Source organism: Polaromonas sp. YR568, from assembly GCF_943371715.1.
Lineage (GTDB): Bacteria > Pseudomonadota > Gammaproteobacteria > Burkholderiales > Burkholderiaceae_C > Polaromonas.
In genome coordinates this window covers 123,769-141,864 of sequence record NZ_CALRVW010000007.1, presented here as the reverse complement: position 1 = coordinate 141,864, position 18,096 = coordinate 123,769, and the positions used below count along the sequence as shown (strand labels likewise).

Sequence of the window (18,096 nt, the reverse complement as noted above, 5' to 3'; positions counted from 1 at the left end):
CATGCAGACAAAGACAGACAAGACGATGTATTTCCCGCCGGCAGCAAGCCGGTGCCGGAATTCTTCCCCCCATTAATCATCTCAAGAAGAAGTGAGACCCGTTATCAAAACAACTAACCACAGCAACGGCCCAGGCGCCGGACTGCTCGCCGAATTTGAAGGCACTGTTTCAGGCCACCGCGATGGCCACGGCTTCGTGCTGCGCGATGACGGCGAAGCCGACATCTACTTGCCGCCCAACGAAATGCGCGCCGTGCTGCACAAGGACCGCGTCAAGGCGCGCATCGTGCGGCACGACCGCAAGAACCGGCCCGAAGGCCGCGTCACCGAAATCATCGAACGTTCACCCAATCCCATCATTGGCCGCCTGCTGCAGGAAAGCGGTGTCTGGCTGGTGGCGCCCGAGGACAAGCGTTACGGCCAGGATGTGCTGATCCCCAAGGGCGCCATCGGCACGGCAAAGCCCGGGCAGATCGTGGTGGTCCAGCTGACCGAGCCGCCGGCGCTGTTTGGCCAGCCGGTCGGGCGCGTCAAGGAAGTGCTCGGTGAAATCGACGACCCGGGCATGGAAATCGAAATTGCGGTGCGCAAGTACGGTGTGCCGCATGAGTTCAGCGACGCCGCGCTGGCCTTGGCCCGCACCCTGCCGGACGCCGTTCGCCCCGCCGACAAAAAAGGCCGCATTGACCTGACCGATGTGCCGCTGGTGACCATCGACGGCGAAGACGCGCGCGACTTTGACGATGCCGTGTATTGCGAACCGGCCAAGGTCGGCCGCGGCAAGGGCTGGCGCCTGCTGGTCGCGATTGCCGACGTGAGCCACTATGTGGAAACCGGCAGTGCGATCGATATCGACGCCTACGACCGTGCGACCAGCGTTTATTTCCCGCGCCGCGTGATCCCGATGCTGCCCGAGAAGCTTTCCAACGGCCTGTGTTCGCTGAACCCGAACGTCGAGCGTCTGTGCATGGTCTGCGACATGCTGGTCAACGCCAAGGGTGAAGTCCACGCCTACCAGTTTTACCCGGCCGTGATGTTCAGCCACGCGCGTTTCACCTATACCGAAGTCGCCGCCATCCTGGCCAACACGCGCGGTCCGGAAGCGGCGCAGCGCAAGGCGCTGGTGCCGCACCTGCTGGACCTGCATGACGTCTACCAGGCACTGCTCAAGGAGCGCGGCGTGCGCGGTGCGGTGGACTTTGAAACCACCGAGACCCAGATCGTCTGCGACGAGGCCGGGCGCATCGAGAAAATCGTGCCGCGCACCCGCAACGTTGCCCACCGCATCATTGAAGAGGCCATGCTGGCGGCCAACGTCTGTTCGGCGGACTTCATCTCCGGCAGCAAGCACGAAGGGCTGTTCCGCGTGCATGAAGGCCCGACGCCCGAGAAGAAGGACATCCTGCGCACCTACCTGAAGGCCCTGGGCATTGGCATGACGATCACGGAAAATCCCGCGCCGGGCGAGTTCCAGCAGATCGCCATGGCCACCAAGGACCGGCCCGATGCAATGCAGATCCATTCCATGCTGCTGCGCTCCATGCAGCAGGCGATCTACACCCCCATGAACGCCGGCCACTTCGGCCTGGCTTACGAGGCCTACACGCACTTCACCAGCCCGATCCGCCGCTACCCGGACCTGCTGGTGCACCGCGTCATCAAGGCGGTGCTGACCAAGTCCCGGTACCAGCTGCCGGTGCTGCCGACCCCGGGCGAGGCCGAGGCCAAGCTGTCGAAACGGCTGGCCTCGCGCGTCACCGAGCCGGACCAGAAGCCGAAAAAGCCGACTGCCGACCAGCTCGCCTGGCAGGCGGCCGGCCTGCATTGCAGCGCCAACGAGCGCCGTGCCGACGAAGCCAGCCGCGACGTGGAAGCCTGGCTCAAGTGCAAATACATGCGCGAACATCTGGGCGAGGAGTTCGGCGGCGTCGTCACGGCGGCGACCAGCTTCGGCATTTTCGTCACGCTCGATGCGATGTATGTCGAGGGCCTGGTGCACATCACCGAACTGGGCGGCGAGTATTTCCGCTTTGACGAGGCGCGCCAGGAGCTGCGCGGTGAACGCACCGGCATCCGCTACGCCATCGGCACCCGGGTGCGGGTCCAGGTCAGCCGGGTCGATCTCGACGGCCGCAAGATCGACTTTCGCCTGGTGCGCGAGGGGGAGGAACTGATCGCCCGCGCCATGAAAGACAAGGCCGGCGGCCGCAGCGCCGACCTGCCCGAGCAGGAGCGCGCATTGCCGCGCAAGGCCAGCGAGCAGCGCAGCGGCAAGCGCGACGACAAACGCGCGGGCAAGGGCACCGAGCAGCGTGCCGGCGCACGCGAGGGCAGTGCGGCGGGCAGCCGCACGGCCAAGTCGCCGATCCAGGCGCTCAAGGCGGCGGTCAAGAAATCGGCCTCAAGCACCGGGCGCAAGCAGAGCAAGAAACCCCGGCGTTAAAGACATGACCTCTCCTGATCCATTGCACGTCACCACCGGGAACCAACCACCATGCTGATCCGCATCCTGGCCTTTCTGGTGGACAGCCTGTTTTTCGTGCTGATAGGCGCGGCGCTGATGCGTGCCTGGATGAACCGCCTGCGCATCAACATGAGCGTGCAGCCCGGCACCTTTGTGATGGCCGTGACGGACTGGCTGGTCAAGCCCCTGCGGCGCGTGTTGCCCAAGGCGGTCGCGCAGGCGCGGGTGGACTGGGCCAGTCTGCTGGCCGCTTTCCTGCTGGCGCTGGTGTATGCGCTGGTCTGGGCGGCCCTGTTCGGCGCCCTGCTGAACCTGACAGCGGCCATGCTGCCGGCCTTGCTGCTGGTGGGCCTGAAGATGCTGCTGCGTGTCGCGCTGCAGCTGGCCTTTATGGTGGTGCTGGTGTACGCCATCATTTCCTGGCTGCAGCCGGGCTCGCCCATGTATGGCCTGCTGGGCCGGCTGGCCGAGCCGCTGCTGGCGCCGCTGCGGCGCATCATTCCGGCAATCGGCGGTGTCGACCTGTCGGCGCTGGCGCTGCTCCTGCTGCTACAGATCGGCCTGATGGTTCTGGGCTAGGGCGGAGGCGGTCAGCGTCTGACCCGGGTGGCAGGCCGGCCAGTCATCGGCCAGCTGGCCATGCTGGAAAACGGCGCTGCAGGCGGCATCAAAGGCCGTCTGTCCGCCCGCCAGCCGGGCACCGACCATGCCCGCCAGCACATCGCCGGTGCCGGCCGTGGCCAGGCGCGCGTTGCCGGTGGGGTTGAGGGCGCTGACCTGATCCGGCGCGGCGATCATCGTGCCCGAGCCCTTGAGCACCACCACACAACCGAATTGTTCCGCCAGCTGCCGCGCGGCCTGCAGGCGGTCGGCCTGCACCGCGGCCGCGCTGCTGCCGAGCAGGCGCGCGGCCTCCAGCGGGTGCGGTGTCAGCACCGTGCGGTAGCCGCGGCCCTGGCGGGCCCGCAGCAGGGTTTGCAGCTGGGTGTCCGCGGCGATGGCGTTGAGTGCATCGGCGTCCAGCACGGCCGCCCGCGCGCCCGACAACACGCGCGGCAACACGTCCGCCACGGCGTCGCCGCCGCCACAGCCGCAGACCAACACCTGGGCCTTGAGGTCCAGCGCCTCGGGGCTGCGGAACATCAGCTCGGGCTGCTGCGGGTCCACCGTCAGGGCCGCGCCGCCCAGCAGGGCCACAAACACCCGGCCGGCGCCCGCATGCAGGGCGGCACGCCCGGCCAGCAGCGCGGCGCCGCTCATGTGGACCGTGGCTTGGGACCCGGACTGCCCGCCGAGGATGGCGACATCGCCAAAGCTGCCTTTGTGGCTGGCGTGCGGCGCCAGCGCGCGCGGTGGCGCCCCGGCGCGGTCCCGGCCCAGCAGCCAGGCGTCGGGCGCCAGCGCCGGTGCAGGCGTGACACCGAGGTCGTCCCACCAGACCTGACCGGCCAGGTCGCGGCCCGCGGCCGTGAACAAGCCCGGCTTCAGTGTCAAAAGACTCAAGGTAAATCGGGCGCCAGCGCTTGACTGGTAAGCGCCGGCAGCTATGGATTCAGGAGCAAGCGATACGCCGGTATCGGCGTCGAGCCCGCTCAGGATATCGATCGCCAGGACCGGCTGCGGGCTGGCGCGCAACAGCGCCAGCCACTGGCCAAGCAGATCGGTCCGGCCCGAGGCCTCCGCAGGACGGGGCGCCGCGCCAATGCCCAGCAGGGCGTCGATCGCGAAGTCAAAGCCGGCCGGCGGCGCGCTGGCAAGGCTGGCAAAGGGCACGCCGGCCGCACGGGCGCGCACCAGTGAGGCCAGCGCATCGGCAGGGACCCTGGCTTCGTTCTGCGCACCCAGCCAGCTCACCACCACGGTTTTGCCCCACAGGTGCAGGTGCATGGCCGCTTCCAGGCCGTCGCCGCCGTTGTTGCCCGGCCCGCAGGCGATCCAGATGCGCTGCGCGTGCGGCGCCAGCGCCAAGGCCAGGCGCGCGGTGGCCAGCCCCGCACGCTGCATCAGCGTGTGGGGCGCCAGGTGGGTCGCGGCCTGCTGCTCCAGCAGGCGCGTGGCGGCCACCCCGTGGAGCGGCAGGCTGAGGGCAGGGGAGACGGCTAACATGGGCCGATTGTGCAGCCTTCAGGCCGCGGGGGATTTGAGCCGGCTCAGGTCGAGGCCTTCCAGGTCAATCTCCGGCACCTGGCCGGCGACCAGATCGGCGATGGCGCGCGCGCTGCCGCAGCTCAGCGCCCAACCGCTGGAGCCGTGACCGAGGTTGAGCCACAGGCCCGGCAGGCCGCTGGCGCCCAGGATGGGCGGGCCGTCCGGCAGCATGGGCCGCACACCCTTCCATTCCTGCACATGGGTGGTGGTGTTGGAGGTGTGGGCGGCGCCCGGGAACCAGTCCTGCAGCACCTTGTACAGCGTCTGGATGGCTGCGGCGCTCTTGTCGTCGGGCCGGCCGCCGATTTCGGCGCTGCCCGCCACGCGCACGCGGTTGCCCAGGCGCGAGATCGCGACCTTGTACCGTTCGTCCATCAGGGCGCTGCGCGGTGCGTTCAGTGGCTCGCGAAGCGGCGCGCTCAGGGAGTAGCCATACACCGCTGCCAGCGGAACCCGGATGCCCAGCGGCCGCAGCAATGCGGCCGAGTCCAGGCCGGCGCACAGGACCACCGCGTCAAACTGCCGTGGCGCCGTTTCGCCTGCTATCAAAAAAGTAGCTGGATGCGCTCGGTCCATCTGGGCTACGGTCGTATTGAACTCAAAAGTCACGCCCAGGCGCTGGGCGTCGGCCTTGAGCAGCAGGGCGAACTGCCGACAGTTGGCAACCTCGTCGTCGGGCAGGTGAATGGCGCCCAGCAAGGGTGTGTCCGGGTTCAGCGCCGGTTCGATCCGGCGCGCTTCGTCGGAGCCGATCTGCCGGAAGGCGATCCCGGCATCACGCAGCAGCTGCAGGCCGGGCTCGACCATCTGGCCGTCCCGTTCGGCGCGCAACAGCACCATGTAGCCGACACCGCGGTCGTACTCGAGCTGGCGCTCCGCGGTGATCTGGTGCAGGCGCGCCCGGCTGTAAAAGGCCAGGCGTTGCAGGCGGGCACGGTTGGCCAGGTAGGTCTCCAGCCGGCAGGCGCGCCACCATTGCCACATCCAGGCCAGTTCACGCCCGGACAGCGGCAGGCTGAGCCTGACCGAGGCGTGGCGGCCCAGCAACTGGCCCAGCACCTTGCCCGGCATGCCGGGTGCCGCCCAGGGTGTCACATAGCCCGGGGCCACCACGCCGGCGTTGGCAAAACTGCTTTCTTCGGCGGCCGCGCCCCGGCGCTCGAACACCGTGACCTCGTGACCGTCCAGGGCGAGTTCCCAGGCGGTGGTGATGCCGATGATGCCGGCACCGATGACAGCGATCCTCATGGGACGGCCCTGGCAGGGCGGGGACAGGGGCGGGGGCGGAAAGTCGCTGTGTTCATGGTTCTGGCGTTCAATCGGACGTCAGCTGTTGCGGGGAAAGCGCATGCTGCTATTGTTTTTGAAGTGCGGGCGGGGCCGACCACCCTGGCCGTCACGCAGTCGGCCGCAGTGGCAGCGGCGTGGCGGGACGCAGGCGGGGCGGTTGGCACAGTCAGGGATGTTATACTCAGCAGGCTGTACGAAAGGCAATTCCGCCGTCGTGCAGCAAATCGCAAATCAGCCATTCAAGGTGTTGCCCGGAAGCTTTTAAACATACTTTCAGGTGATAAGCGCTGATTTTAGACACAACCTTTGGAGTATCTCTATGTCAACAAGCATGCGTGAAATGCTGGAAGCCGGCGTCCATTTCGGTCACCAAACCCGCTTCTGGAACCCCAAGATGGCCCCGTACATCTTCGGCCACCGCAACCGTATCCACATCATCAACCTCGAAAAATCGCTGCCGATGTTCGAGGACGCGATGAAGTTCGCCAAGCAGCTGTCCGCCAACCGCGGCACCATCCTGATGGTGGGCACCAAGCGCCAGGCCCGCGAACTCGTTTCCGCTGAAGCCAAGCGCGCCGGCGTGCCTTTTGTCGACCAGCGCTGGCTGGGCGGCATGCTGACCAACTTCAAGACGGTCAAGACTTCGATCAAGCGCCTCAAGGAAATGAAGGCCCAGCAGGAAGTCGGTCTCGACACCCTGAGCAAGAAAGAGCAGCTCACGTTCAAGCGTGAAATGGAAAAGCTGGAAAAAGACATCGGTGGCATCCAGGACATGAATGCCCTGCCTGACGCGATTTTCGTGATCGACGTGGGTTTCCACAAGATCGCCGTGCTCGAAGCCAAGAAGCTGGGCATCCCGCTGATCGGTGTGGTCGATTCCAACCATTCCCCCATTGGCATTGACTACGTCATCCCCGGCAACGACGACTCGTCGAAGGCTGTGGCGCTGTATGCACGCGGCATCGCCGACGCGATCATCGAAGGCCGCGCTGCCGCCGGCAATGAAGTCGTCAAGATGGTTTCCGCCGAAAGCAGCGACGAATTCGTCGAAGTGGAAAACGCCGCCGCCTGATCGTCGCGGCCCTGCGCCTGACGCGAAAAAGGGGCTCGCGTAGCCCCTTTTTCACAGCCTTGTCCAAAGGCACACCCCTTTATTTGAAGTCAACACGACATACGGAGAACTGAAGATGGCAATCACAGCAAGCATGGTCGCAGAGTTGCGCGCAAAAACCGACGCACCGATGATGGAGTGCAAGAAGGCCCTGACCGAGGCCGACGGCAACTTCGAAAAAGCCGAAGAGATCCTGCGCGTCAAGCTCGGCAACAAGGCCGGCAAGGCAGCCTCCCGTATCACCGCTGAAGGCGTGATCGCCTTCCACAGCGAAGGTGCCGTGGGCGCGCTGGTCGAGATCAACTGCGAAACCGACTTCGTCACCAAGAACGACAGCTTCCTGGCATTCACCGATGCGGTGGTCAAGGGCATCGTCAAGAACAACCCGGCCGATGTCGCCGCGATCGGCGCCATGCCTTTGAGCCTGGACGGTTTCGGCCCGACGGTGGAAGACGTGCGCAAGGGCCTGATCGGCAAGATCGGCGAAAACATGAGCGTGCGCCGCTTCAAGCGTTTTGAAGGCGGCAAGCTGGCCTCTTACCTGCACGGCACGCGCATCGGCGTGGTCGTCGAGTACGAAGGCGACGAAGTTCCGGCCAAGGACGTCGCCATGCACGTCGCCGCGATGAAGCCGGTGTCGCTGTCGAGCGACCAGGTGCCTGCCGAGCTGGTGGCCCGCGAGCGTTCGGTCGCTGCGGCCAAGGCTGCCGAGGATGCCGCTGTGGCCACCGCCGCCGGCAAGCCTGTGCAGTCCCCCGAGATTGTCGCCAAACGCATTGAGGGCGGTGTGCAGAAATACCTCAAGGAAGTGTCCCTGTTCAACCAGCCGTTCGTCAAAAACGACAAGCAGACGGTCGAGCAGATGCTCAAGGAAAAAGGCACGACCGTGAAGGCTTTCACGCTGTATGTGGTCGGCGAAGGCATCGAGAAGAAGGTCGACGATTTTGCGGCTGAAGTGGCCGCCCAGGTGGCCGCCGCCAAAGCGGCCTGATTGCGCCCGCTGATCCGAAAGGCCGCTAAACTTACGCCCATAAAAACGACAGGAACTCCCCCATGCCAGCCTACAAGCGAATCTTGTTGAAACTTTCAGGCGAAGCCTTGATGGGAGACGATGCCTTCGGCATCAACCGTGCGACGATTGTGCGCATGGTCGAGGAAATTGCGGATATCACCCGCATGGGCGTGGAAGTGGCCGTCGTGATCGGCGGCGGCAATATTTTCCGGGGTGTGGCCGGCGGATCGGTCGGCATGGACCGTGCGACGGCCGACTACATGGGCATGCTGGCCACCGTGATGAATGCCCTGGCACTGGGCGACACCATGGACAAGGCGGGCCTCACGCCGCGTGTCATGTCGGCGATCGGCATCGAGCGCATCGTCGAGCCCTATGTGCGGCCCAAGGCGCTGCAGTACCTCGAAGAGGGCAAGGTCGTCATCTTCGCGGCGGGCACCGGCAATCCTTTCTTCACGACCGACACCGCGGCCGCCCTGCGCGGCGCGGAAATCGGCGCCGAGATCGTGCTCAAGGCCACCAAGGTGGACGGCGTGTACAGCGCGGATCCGAAGAAAGACCCGACGGCCACGCGCTACACCAACATCACCTTCGACGAGGCCATGGGCAAAAACCTCGAGGTCATGGATGCCACCGCCTTTGCGTTGTGCCGCGACCAGAAACTGCCGATCAAGATTTTCAGCATCTTCAAGCACGGCGCGCTCAAGCGCGTGGTGCAGGGCGAAGACGAAGGAACGCTGGTCCACGTCTGAAGCCTGCCGATGTGCATGCCATCCCTTTGCAGAACAAGAATCCTCCGGAGATTTCAACCATGAGCATTCCCGATATCAAGAGCCAGGCCGAGCAGAAAATGCAGCAGTCGGTGGAGGCCTTCAAGCATGCCTTGACCAAGATCCGTACCGGCCGTGCCAACCCCGGATTGCTGGACACCGTGCATGTGGACTACTACGGCGCCATGGTGCCGATCAGCCAGGTTGCCAATGTGGCGCTGCTCGATGCGCGCACCATCAGCGTTTCGCCCTGGGAAAAAGGCATGGGCGCCAAGATTGAAAAAGCCATCCGCGACTCCGACCTCGGACTGAATCCGGCGTCGCAGGGCGACCTGATCCGCGTGCCGATGCCGGCCATGACCGAAGAGCGGCGCAAGGAACTGACCAAGGTGGTCCGTGCCGAAGGTGAACACGCCAAGGTCGCCATCCGCAATCTGCGCCGTGATGCGAACGACGGCGTCAAGAAACTCGTCAAGGAAAAGCTGGCGTCGGAAGACGATGAGCGCCGCGCCCATGACGAAGTGCAGAAGTTCACCGACCGTTTCATTGCCGAGGTCGACAAGCTGGTCGCCGGCAAGGAACAAGACATCATGGCGGTTTAGATTGCCCCCACGTTCGCTCGCTTTGCGTAGCTCTCTGCCCCCCGAGGGGGCCGCTGCGCCTGCGGCCCGGCGAAGCCGGTTCCGCGGCCCCTGCTTGAAAAGTCAATTGCCCTCGTGCCCGTGCACTGTGCGTAGAAACTGACTGCCGACATGGCTCAAACAAGCTCCACCGCCGTTCCGCACCATGTCGCCATCGTGATGGACGGCAACGGCCGCTGGGCCACGCGGCGGTTCCTGCCGCGCATCGCCGGCCACAAGCAGGGGGTCGGTGCGCTGAACCGCTGCGTGCAGGCCTGCATGGCCCGCGGCATCGGCGTGCTGACCGTGTTTGCCTTTTCGTCCGAGAACTGGAACCGGCCGCCGGACGAAGTCTCCGGACTCATGGAGTTGCTGGCGCTGTCGCTGGCGCGGGAAGTGCCCTCGCTCAAGGCCAACGGCGTGCAACTGCATTTTGTCGGTGACCGGCAGCGCCTGTCCGACAAGTTCAAGGCCGGCCTGGACCAGGCCGAGCAGGCCACTGCGGACAACCAGCGCCTGATCCTCAACGTGTGTTTCAACTACGGTGGCCGCTGGGACATCGCCCAGGCGGCACGCAAACTCGCTGCCGCGGGCCAGGAGATCACCGAAATGGCCCTGGACCGTGCGCTGGCGCTGGCCCATGTGCCGGATCCGGACCTTGTGATCCGCACCGGCGGCGAGCTGCGCATCAGCAATTTCCTGCTCTGGCAGGCGGCGTATTCCGAACTGCATTTTTCCGACAAGCTCTGGCCCGACTTCGACGAGGCGGCGCTCGATGAAGCGATCGCCGTCTACCGCAGCCGCGAGCGACGTTTTGGCCAGACCTCCGCACAAGTCGTCTCGTCAAACTCCAATCCCAACTCCGACATGAAGGCTGCCTGATGCTCAAGCAACGCGTGATCACGGCGCTGGTGATGCTGGCCATCCTGCTGCCGGCGCTTTTTTACCGCACCCCGGTGCCGTTTGCGCTGGTCGCCCTGGTGCTGATCGCCGCGGGCGCCTGGGAGTGGGCCCGCCTGAATGGCTACGGCCAGCTCAGCGCGCTGGTGGCCGGTTTTGCCTGCGTGGTGCTGTGCGGCATGTCCTGGGATCTGGGTCTGCTCGACGAACCGCTGCCCTTGCTGTGGCGGCTGGTCGGCGCCGGCTGGGTGCTGGCGGGCGCCTGGCTGCTGCGCAGTGGCGTGGCCGGCTGGTCGCGCATTCCGCGCGTCGTACGTCTGGTGGTCGGTGTGCTGGCGCTCTGGATGGCCTGGCTGGCCGTGGCGCAGGCCCGTTTCATCGGCATCGAGTTCCTGCTGTCGGTGCTCCTGCTGGTCTGGGTTGCCGACATTGGCGCCTATTTCGCTGGCAAGGCGCTGGGCGGGCGTTTCAGCAAGGGCAAGCTCGCCCCGTCGATCAGCCCCGGCAAAAGCTGGGAGGGTGTCTGGGGCGGCATGGCGGGGGTGCTGGCGCTGTGCATCGCCTGGCTGCTGCTTGATGCCACCGGCGAGAGTCTGTATGCGCGCCTGGCGGCGCAGCACGGCCTCGTGGTGACGCTGCTATCCATGGTTTTCCTGGCGGCGCTCAGCGTGGTGGGTGATCTGGTCGAGTCCCTGGTCAAACGCAGCGCCGGCGCCAAGGATTCCAGCGGCTTGCTGCCGGGACACGGCGGTGTGCTGGACCGGGTCGATGCTTTGTTGCCGGTGCTGCCGCTGGCCATGATGCTCATCACCGTCTAGCCATTCCATTTCATCGCATGCCATTGAAAAAACAAAGTATCACGGTGCTGGGCTCGACCGGCTCGGTGGGGGTCAACACGCTGGACGTGATTGCCGGCCATCCTGACCGGTTCGAGGTTTTTGCGCTCAGTGCTTCCACGCAGACCGAGTTGATGCTGGCCCAGTGCCTGCGTTTCAAACCGGCGTACGCCGTGATGGCCAGCGCCCCGCACGCCCGCATCCTGGCCCAAAACCTGAAGCAAAACGGGCTTTCTACCGAGGTCCTGCTTGCGCCGGATGCTCTTGAAATGATAGCGTCGGATGAACGGGTGGACACCGTGATGGCGGCCATTGTGGGCGCTGCCGGGCTGGCGGCCTGCATGGCGGCCGCGCGCGCCGGCAAGCGGCTGCTGCTGGCCAACAAGGAGGCGCTGGTGGTCGGCGGCGAGGTGTTCATGCAGGCCGTGCGCGAGGGCGGGGCGCAGTTGTTGCCCATCGACAGCGAACACTCGGCGATCTTCCAGTCGCTGCCGGAAGATCCGGCGGCCTGGCTGGAGCGCATCGACAAGATCATCCTGACCGCGTCCGGCGGGCCGTTTCGCACCCGGCCGCCGGCGACCCTGCGTGATGTCACCCCCGACGAGGCCTGTGCGCATCCGAACTGGGTGATGGGCCGCAAGATTTCGGTGGACTCGGCCACCATGATGAACAAGGCGCTCGAAGTGATCGAGGCGCGCTACCTGTTCGGTCTGGCGCCGGCGCAGATCGAGGTGGTGATTCATCCGCAAAGCATCATCCATTCGATGGTGCAGTACCGCGACACCTCGGTGGTGGCCCAGCTCGGCACGCCCGACATGCGGGTGCCGATCGCCTGCGGCCTGGCCTGGCCGGGGCGGATTTCCTCGGGTGCGCAGGCGCTCGATTTCCGGGCGCTGGCCACCATGACCTTCGCCGTTCCGGACAACGAACATTTTCCCGGTTTGCCGCTGGCCTGGGAGGTGCTCGACGCACCTGTCGGCACCACGGCGGTGCTGAATGCCGCCAACGAGGTGGCGGCGGCCGCTTTTCTTGAAAAACGGATACGTTTTGACCAGATTCACACGGTGAACCGTGGAACTCTGGACACCGTGAGCGCCTCTGAAATCCGGGGCATCGGGGACTTGCTGGCGCTGGATGGGCAGGCGCGCGCCGCGGCCATCCGCATCGCCGGCAATCTGACGACTTGACAGGAGTTTTTCCATGCTGACCTTGGTCGCTTTTGTTGTTGCCCTGGGAATCCTGATTGCCGTCCATGAGTACGGGCACTACCGCGTGGCCGTGGCCTGCGGCATCAAGGTCCTGAAGTTCTCCGTCGGATTTGGCAAGCCGATCTACACCTGGCGCCTGAAGAACAGCCCCACCGAATTTTCCATTGGCATGCTGCCGCTGGGCGGCTACGTCAAGATGCTGGACGAGCGGGAAGGACCGGTCGATCCGGCAGAACGCCATCTTGCCTTCAACACCCAGCCGCTGCGCTCGCGTGCCGCGGTGGTGGCAGCAGGGCCGGCGGCCAACCTCTTGCTGGCCATCGTGCTGTATGCCATCGTCAACTGGAGCGGCCTGCAGGAGCCCGAGCCCGTGCTGGCCAGCCCCGTGGCCGGGTCCATCGCCGAGCGTGCCGGCCTGCGTGGCGGCGAGCGCGTGCAGCAGGCGGCGCTGGACGGTGAGTCCCTGCAGGACATGCGTTCTTTCGAGGAGCTGCGCTGGCTGTTGACTCAGGGCGCGCTGAACGGTCGCGACGTGCGGCTGGCGATTGGTGGACCCGACGCGGCCGCCGCCGCGTCCCGAGAACTGGTGTTGCCGTTGGGCCAGCTCCAGGCCGCCGACGCCGATGCCCAGTTGTTTCGCAGGATCGGCATCATCGGGCCCTGGACCCAGCCGGTGATCGGTGAGCTGATGGCCGGTGGTGCCGCCGAGAAATCGGGCCTGCGCAGCGGCGACCTGGTGCTGCGCATTGGCAGCCTGGCCATCGTCGATGGTCCGCAACTGCGTGAAACCATCCGGGCTTCCAGCGGCACCCAGACCTGGCACATCGAGCGGGCCGGGCAGGCGATGGATGTGCCGGTCACGCCCGAGATCAGGCAGGAGGCCGGCCGCTCGATCGCCCGCATCGGTGCCTATGTCGGCGCACCGCCGGCCATGGTCACGGTGCGCTACGGCCCGCTCGATGGCCTGTGGCAGGGTGCGGTCCGTACCTGGCAGGTCTCGGCGCTGACGCTGAAGATGATGGGCAAGATGGTCATCGGCGAGGCTTCTCTGAAAAACCTCAGCGGGCCACTGACGATTGCCGACTATGCCGGCAAGTCGGCGAGCCTCGGCTGGACGGCCTATCTGCTGTTTCTGGCACTGATCAGCGTCAGTCTGGGCGTGCTCAATTTACTGCCGTTGCCGGTTTTGGACGGGGGGCACCTGATGTATTATCTTTGGGAGGCGATTACCGGCAAAAGCGTGTCTGACGCGTGGATGGACCGGTTGCAGCGCGGTGGCGTTGCAATCCTGCTGGGCATGATGTCAGTTGCCCTGTTTAACGATGTCTCTCGGCTTTTGGGCTAACTCCATACTTTTCATGCAACAACAAATCAAACGATTCAAGGTCCGCAGCGTTTCCGCGGTGGTGGCCAGCTTTCTCATCGCGCACGCAGCCTGGGCCGTGGATCCTTTCACCTTGCGCGACATCCGCGTCGAGGGTCTGCAACGCGTCGAACCAGGAACCATTTTTGCGTCGCTGCCTTTCCGTGTCGGAGAGACCTACAACGATGACAAGGGAGCGGGTGCAATCCGCGCGCTGTTCGGGCTGGGCCTGTTCAAGGACGTGCGGCTCGAAGTCAGCGGTGATGTGCTGGTCGTGATCGTCGAGGAGCGTCCGACCGTGGCCGACGTGGATTTCGTCGGGGCCAAGGAATTCGACAAGGAAGTGCTCAAGAAGGCGCTGCGCGAAATCGGTCTCACCGATGGCAGGCCCTTCGACAAGGCGCTGGCAGACCGCGCCGAGCAGGAGCTCAAGCGGCAGTACATCAACCGCAGCCTGTACGGCGCCGAGGTGGTGACCACCGTGACCCCGATCGAGCGCAACCGGGTCAACGTGACCTTCAGCGTGACCGAAGGCGATGTCGCCAAGATCAAGGAAATCCGCATTGTCGGCAACAAGGTGTTCAGCGAGTCCACCTTGCGCGGCCTGTTCGACCTGGACACCGGCGGCTGGCTCAGCTGGTACACCAAGTCGGACCGTTATTCGCGGGCCAAGCTCAATGCCGACATCGAAACCCTGCGCTCCTACTACCTGACGCGCGGCTACCTGGAGTTCAAGGTCGACTCGACCCAGGTCGCCATCTCGCCGAACAAGCAGGATATTTCGGTGACCATCAACATCACCGAGGGTGAGCGTTTCACCGTCTCCGGTGTCAAGCTCGAAGGCAACTTCCTCGAGCGCGAAGAAGAGTTCAAGTCGCTGGTCACCATCAAGCCCGGCGAGCCCTACAACGCCGACCAGGTGGCCCAGACCGTCAAGGCCTTTGTCGAGTATTACGGCAGTTTCGGTTTTGCCTTTGCCAAGGTCGAGGCCCAGCCCGAAATCGACCGGGCCAACAACCGCGTGGCGTTTGTGCTGCAGGGCGAGCCCTCGCGCCGTGCCTATGTGCGGCGCATCAACATCAGCGGCAACAACCGCACACGCGATGAAGTCGTGCGCCGGGAGTTCCGGCAGTTCGAGGCGTCCTGGTACGACGGCGACAAGATCCGCCTCTCGCGCGACCGCGTGGACCGTCTCGGGTTTTTCACCGAAGTCAATATCGACACGCAGGAAGTGCCGGGCACGCCCGACCAGGTGGACCTGAACCTCTCGGTCGCGGAGAAACCCACCGGCAACCTGCAGCTCGGCGCCGGCTTTTCCAGCGCCGACCGCCTGTCGCTGGTGTTCGGTTTCAAGCAGGAGAACGCCTTTGGCACCGGCAACTATCTGGGCCTGGAGGTCAACACCGGCAAGTACAACCGGCAACTGGTGCTGAGCACCGTGGACCCTTATTTCACGAACGACGGCATTTCACGGACCATCGACGTGTACACCCGCACCGCGCGTCCCTACAGCAGCCAGATCGGCGTGGTGAACACCGACTACGAACTCAAAACCACCGGCGCCAGCATGCGTTTTGGTGTGCCGTTCAGTGAAGTTGATACGGTGTATTTCGGCGGCGGCATTGAGCAGATCGACATTTCCGGTACCAACCTCCCGGCGGTCTACCAGACGTATGTCAATACCTTTGGTGCCAAGAGCAATTCCGTGCCCTTGACCATCGGCTGGTCGCGCGATGAGCGCGACAGCGCCATAGTCCCCACCAAAGGCCGTTTCCAGCGCGTTTACGGCGACTGGGGTGTGGCCGGTGATGCCCGCTTTTTGCGCACCAACTACCAGTTCCAGCAGTACATCCCGCTGAACAAGCAGTTCACCATTGCGCTGAACACCGAGCTGGGCTGGGGCAAAGGCCTGAACGGACAACCTTTCCCGGTGTTCAAGAATTTCTACTCCGGCGGCCTGGGTTCTGTGCGCGGCTACGAGCCGGGCACCTTGGGCCCGCGTGACAGCCAGAACAACTCCATTGGCGGTCCGAAAAAGATCACACTGAATGCCGAAATCCTGGCGCCGTTCCCCGGTGCTGGCAATGACAGGACCCTGCGGATGTTCGGTTTTGTGGACGCGGGCAATGTGTTTGGCGAAAATGAGAAATATTCCCTGAGCGAGATGCGCTCATCGGTGGGTTTCGGCGTGAGCTGGATCTCGCCGCTCGGGCCCCTGCGCCTGGCGTTCGCCCATCCTTTGAACAAGAAGCCGACGGATAAAATCCAGAGGCTGCAATTCCAGATTGGTACATCCTTCTAATGAAATCCTTTTCATCCAAGTTCCTCCTCGCTGCCGTGATGGCGCTGGCCGCGTTTGCGGCGGGCGCGCAGGACTTCAAGATCGGCATCGTCAACATTGACCGCATCTTTCGCGAAGCCAACAGCGCCAAGGCGGCCCAGGCCAAGCTGGAGCAGGAATTCGGCAAGCGCGAGAAAGAGCTCACCGACGTCGGAACACAGCTCAAGGCCATGGCCGACAAGTTCGACCGTGAGGCACCCACCCTGGCAGAGAGCCAGCGGGTGGCCCGCCAGAAGCAGCTCGTGGAACAGGATCGGGATTTCCAGCGCAAGCGCCGCGAATTCCAGGAAGACCTCAACGCGCGTAAAAACGAGGAGCTGCAGCAGGTCATCGAACGCGCCAACAAGGTCGTCAAGACCGTTGCCGAGGCCGAGAAGTACGACCTCATCCTGCAGGAAGCGGTTTACGCCAATCCCAAGCACGACATCACCGACAAGGTGATCAGGGCGCTCAACGCCGCCAGATAAGCCTGCATCCACGGACACGCCAGGTGTGACGCTCAGACTCGGGGACATTGTTGCAGCGCTGGCCGGTGAATTTGACGCCCGGCTGGTGGGAGACCCGGATGTCCTGGTCGAGCGGCTCGCCCCGCTCGAATCAGCCAGCGCGGCCGAGCTGACTTTCCTCAGCCACCCGAAATACCAGGGCAAACTGGCCCAGTCCGCGGCCGCCTGCGTGGTGGTGGGGCCGGGCGCCGCCGAGGCGGCCATGCAACGCGGTGCCTGCATCATCGTTGATGACCCGTATTTCTACTTTGCCCGCATCACCCAGCTCTGGAAGCGTGAGCATGCGTCATCCAGCGCCTCCAGCGGGCCCGCCATCCACCCCAGCGCCTTCATCGACCCCCAGGCTAGCCTGGCAGCTGGTGTGGCGGTCGGTGCCTTTGCCTGCATTGGCGCCCGTGCGGTGCTGGGTGCGGGTGTCGAGGTGGGCGCGCACAGTGTGATCGGCAGCGACGTTCGCGTCGGCGCGGCAACCCGCCTGGCAGCCCGTGTGACGGTGGCTGACGGCTGCTCCCTCGGCCAGCGCTGCATTGTCCACCCAGGCGCCGTGATCGGCGCCGACGGTTTCGGCTTCGCGCCGCATGCCGGCCGCTGGGAAAAAATCGAGCAGCTGGGTGCGGTGCGCATCGGCAACGACGTCGAGATAGGCGCCAACACCTGCATCGACCGGGGCGCGCTGCAGGACACCGTGATCGAAGACGGCGTCAAGCTGGACAACCTGGTGCAGATCGGCCACAACGTGCGCGTCGGCGCCCACACGGCCATGGCCGGCTGTGCCGGGGTGGCGGGCAGCGCCACCATCGGTGCGCATTGCACCGTGGGCGGTGGTGCGGTGGTGCTGGGGCATTTGAGCCTGGCCGACCATGTGCATGTTTCCGCGGCTTCGGTGGTGACCCGCTCGATCCACAAGCCGGGGCATTACACCGGGCTGTTTCCCATCGACGACAATGCGCAGTGGGAAAAAAATGCAGCCACACTCAAGCAGCTTCACGCCCTGCGTGAACGCCTCAAGGCGCTTGAGCAAACGACTGACAAAGCCTCTGGAAAGACCGAAGAAAAATCATGATGGACATTCACCAAATTCTCAAGCAGCTCCCGCACCGCTTCCCCTTCCTGCTGGTGGACCGTGTGCTGGAACTCGAAAAAGGCAAGCGCATCAAGGCGCTGAAAAACGTCACCATCAACGAACCGTTTTTTACCGGGCACTTTCCGCACCGCCCGGTGATGCCGGGTGTGCTGATGCTCGAAGCCATGGCGCAGGCCGCTGCCTTGCTGGCCTTCGACATGCAGGGTGTGACGCCCGATGACAAGACCGTGTATTACTTTGCCGGTATCGACGGCGCACGTTTCAAGCGGCCGGTGGAGCCTGGCGACCAGCTGATCATGGAGGTCACACTGGAGCGGCTCAAGGCCGGCGTGTTCAAGTTCAAGGGGGTGACCCGAGTCGACGGCAACATGGTCTGCGAGGCCGAGCTGATGTGCACCATGCGCACGATCGCCTGATCTGTCCCGGCAAGAGAAGGTTTTTCT

At 64.7% G+C, this 18,096-nt stretch carries 16 protein-coding genes; 14 read left to right on the top strand and 2 right to left on the bottom strand.

Annotation, left to right across the window (positions count from 1 at the left end):
• The first annotated feature begins 142 nt into the window (after positions 1-142).
• Both rnr and AAG813_RS07645 read left to right on the top strand, forming a co-directional pair.
• Positions 143-2,443 carry a ribonuclease R gene (gene rnr / locus AAG813_RS07650; RefSeq protein WP_341913571.1) on the top strand — a complete coding sequence of 767 codons (2,301 nt, stop codon included), beginning with the start codon at positions 143-145 and terminating at the stop codon, positions 2,441-2,443.
• A gap of 51 nt (positions 2,444-2,494) precedes the next feature.
• Positions 2,495-3,043, top strand: coding sequence for a YggT family protein (locus AAG813_RS07645; protein ID WP_341913530.1), 549 nt, complete (start codon positions 2,495-2,497; stop codon positions 3,041-3,043).
• On the opposite strand, the gene AAG813_RS07640 is transcribed toward AAG813_RS07645, so the two are convergent.
• Together AAG813_RS07640 and AAG813_RS07635 are read right to left on the bottom strand one after the other, a co-directional pair.
• Positions 3,014-4,570: an NAD(P)H-hydrate dehydratase gene (locus tag AAG813_RS07640; RefSeq protein ID WP_341913528.1), complete on the bottom strand. Its 1,557-nt coding sequence runs from the start codon at positions 4,568-4,570 to the stop codon at positions 3,014-3,016. The genes AAG813_RS07645 and AAG813_RS07640 overlap by 30 nt on opposite strands.
• An 18-nt stretch (positions 4,571-4,588) precedes the next feature.
• Positions 4,589-5,860 (bottom strand): D-amino acid dehydrogenase, encoded by a 1,272-nt coding sequence (locus AAG813_RS07635; protein WP_341913526.1) that lies wholly within the window; start codon positions 5,858-5,860, stop codon positions 4,589-4,591.
• Positions 5,861-6,221: 361 nt separating this feature from the next.
• Between AAG813_RS07635 and rpsB the strand changes: the two genes are divergently transcribed.
• The 12 genes from rpsB to fabZ all read left to right on the top strand — a co-directional run bounded on the left by rpsB (position 6,222) and on the right by fabZ (position 18,069).
• Complete coding sequence (rpsB, locus tag AAG813_RS07630; protein WP_341913524.1) at positions 6,222-6,974, top strand: 30S ribosomal protein S2; 753 nt, start codon at positions 6,222-6,224, stop codon at positions 6,972-6,974.
• A gap of 115 nt (positions 6,975-7,089) precedes the next feature.
• Positions 7,090-8,004 carry a translation elongation factor Ts gene (tsf, locus tag AAG813_RS07625; protein ID WP_341913522.1) on the top strand — a complete coding sequence of 305 codons (915 nt, stop codon included), beginning with the start codon at positions 7,090-7,092 and terminating at the stop codon, positions 8,002-8,004.
• A 62-nt stretch (positions 8,005-8,066) separates the two neighbouring features.
• On the top strand, positions 8,067-8,777 hold the full coding sequence (gene pyrH / locus AAG813_RS07620) for a UMP kinase (RefSeq protein ID WP_341913519.1): 711 nt from the start codon (positions 8,067-8,069) through the stop codon (positions 8,775-8,777).
• A gap of 59 nt (positions 8,778-8,836) precedes the next feature.
• Positions 8,837-9,397 carry a ribosome recycling factor gene (gene frr, locus AAG813_RS07615; RefSeq protein ID WP_096665457.1) on the top strand — a complete coding sequence of 187 codons (561 nt, stop codon included), beginning with the start codon at positions 8,837-8,839 and terminating at the stop codon, positions 9,395-9,397.
• 150 nt (positions 9,398-9,547) lie between these two features.
• Entirely contained in the window at positions 9,548-10,297 is a 750-nt protein-coding gene (gene uppS / locus AAG813_RS07610) for a polyprenyl diphosphate synthase (RefSeq protein WP_341913515.1), read from the top strand.
• A complete protein-coding gene (locus tag AAG813_RS07605) occupies positions 10,297-11,133 on the top strand; it encodes a CDP-archaeol synthase (protein ID WP_341913513.1) in 837 nt (278 codons plus the stop codon). The genes uppS and AAG813_RS07605 overlap by 1 nt, the downstream gene beginning before the upstream one ends.
• Before the next feature lie 17 nt (positions 11,134-11,150).
• Positions 11,151-12,338 (top strand): 1-deoxy-D-xylulose-5-phosphate reductoisomerase, encoded by a 1,188-nt coding sequence (gene ispC, locus AAG813_RS07600; RefSeq protein ID WP_341913512.1) that lies wholly within the window; start codon positions 11,151-11,153, stop codon positions 12,336-12,338.
• Positions 12,339-12,351: 13 nt separating this feature from the next.
• On the top strand, positions 12,352-13,704 hold the full coding sequence (rseP, locus tag AAG813_RS07595; RefSeq protein WP_341913510.1) for an RIP metalloprotease RseP: 1,353 nt from the start codon (positions 12,352-12,354) through the stop codon (positions 13,702-13,704).
• Between the two features lie 13 nt (positions 13,705-13,717).
• Positions 13,718-16,024: an outer membrane protein assembly factor BamA gene (bamA, locus tag AAG813_RS07590; RefSeq protein ID WP_341913508.1), complete on the top strand. Its 2,307-nt coding sequence runs from the start codon at positions 13,718-13,720 to the stop codon at positions 16,022-16,024.
• Entirely contained in the window at positions 16,024-16,530 is a 507-nt protein-coding gene (locus AAG813_RS07585) for an OmpH family outer membrane protein (protein WP_341913506.1), read from the top strand. The genes bamA and AAG813_RS07585 overlap by 1 nt, the downstream gene beginning before the upstream one ends.
• A gap of 25 nt (positions 16,531-16,555) precedes the next feature.
• Entirely contained in the window at positions 16,556-17,632 is a 1,077-nt protein-coding gene (lpxD, locus tag AAG813_RS07580) for a UDP-3-O-(3-hydroxymyristoyl)glucosamine N-acyltransferase (RefSeq protein WP_341913504.1), read from the top strand.
• Positions 17,629-18,069, top strand: coding sequence for a 3-hydroxyacyl-ACP dehydratase FabZ (gene fabZ / locus AAG813_RS07575; RefSeq protein WP_341913502.1), 441 nt, complete (start codon positions 17,629-17,631; stop codon positions 18,067-18,069). The genes lpxD and fabZ overlap by 4 nt, the downstream gene beginning before the upstream one ends.
• The last annotated feature ends 27 nt before the right edge of the window (positions 18,070-18,096 follow it).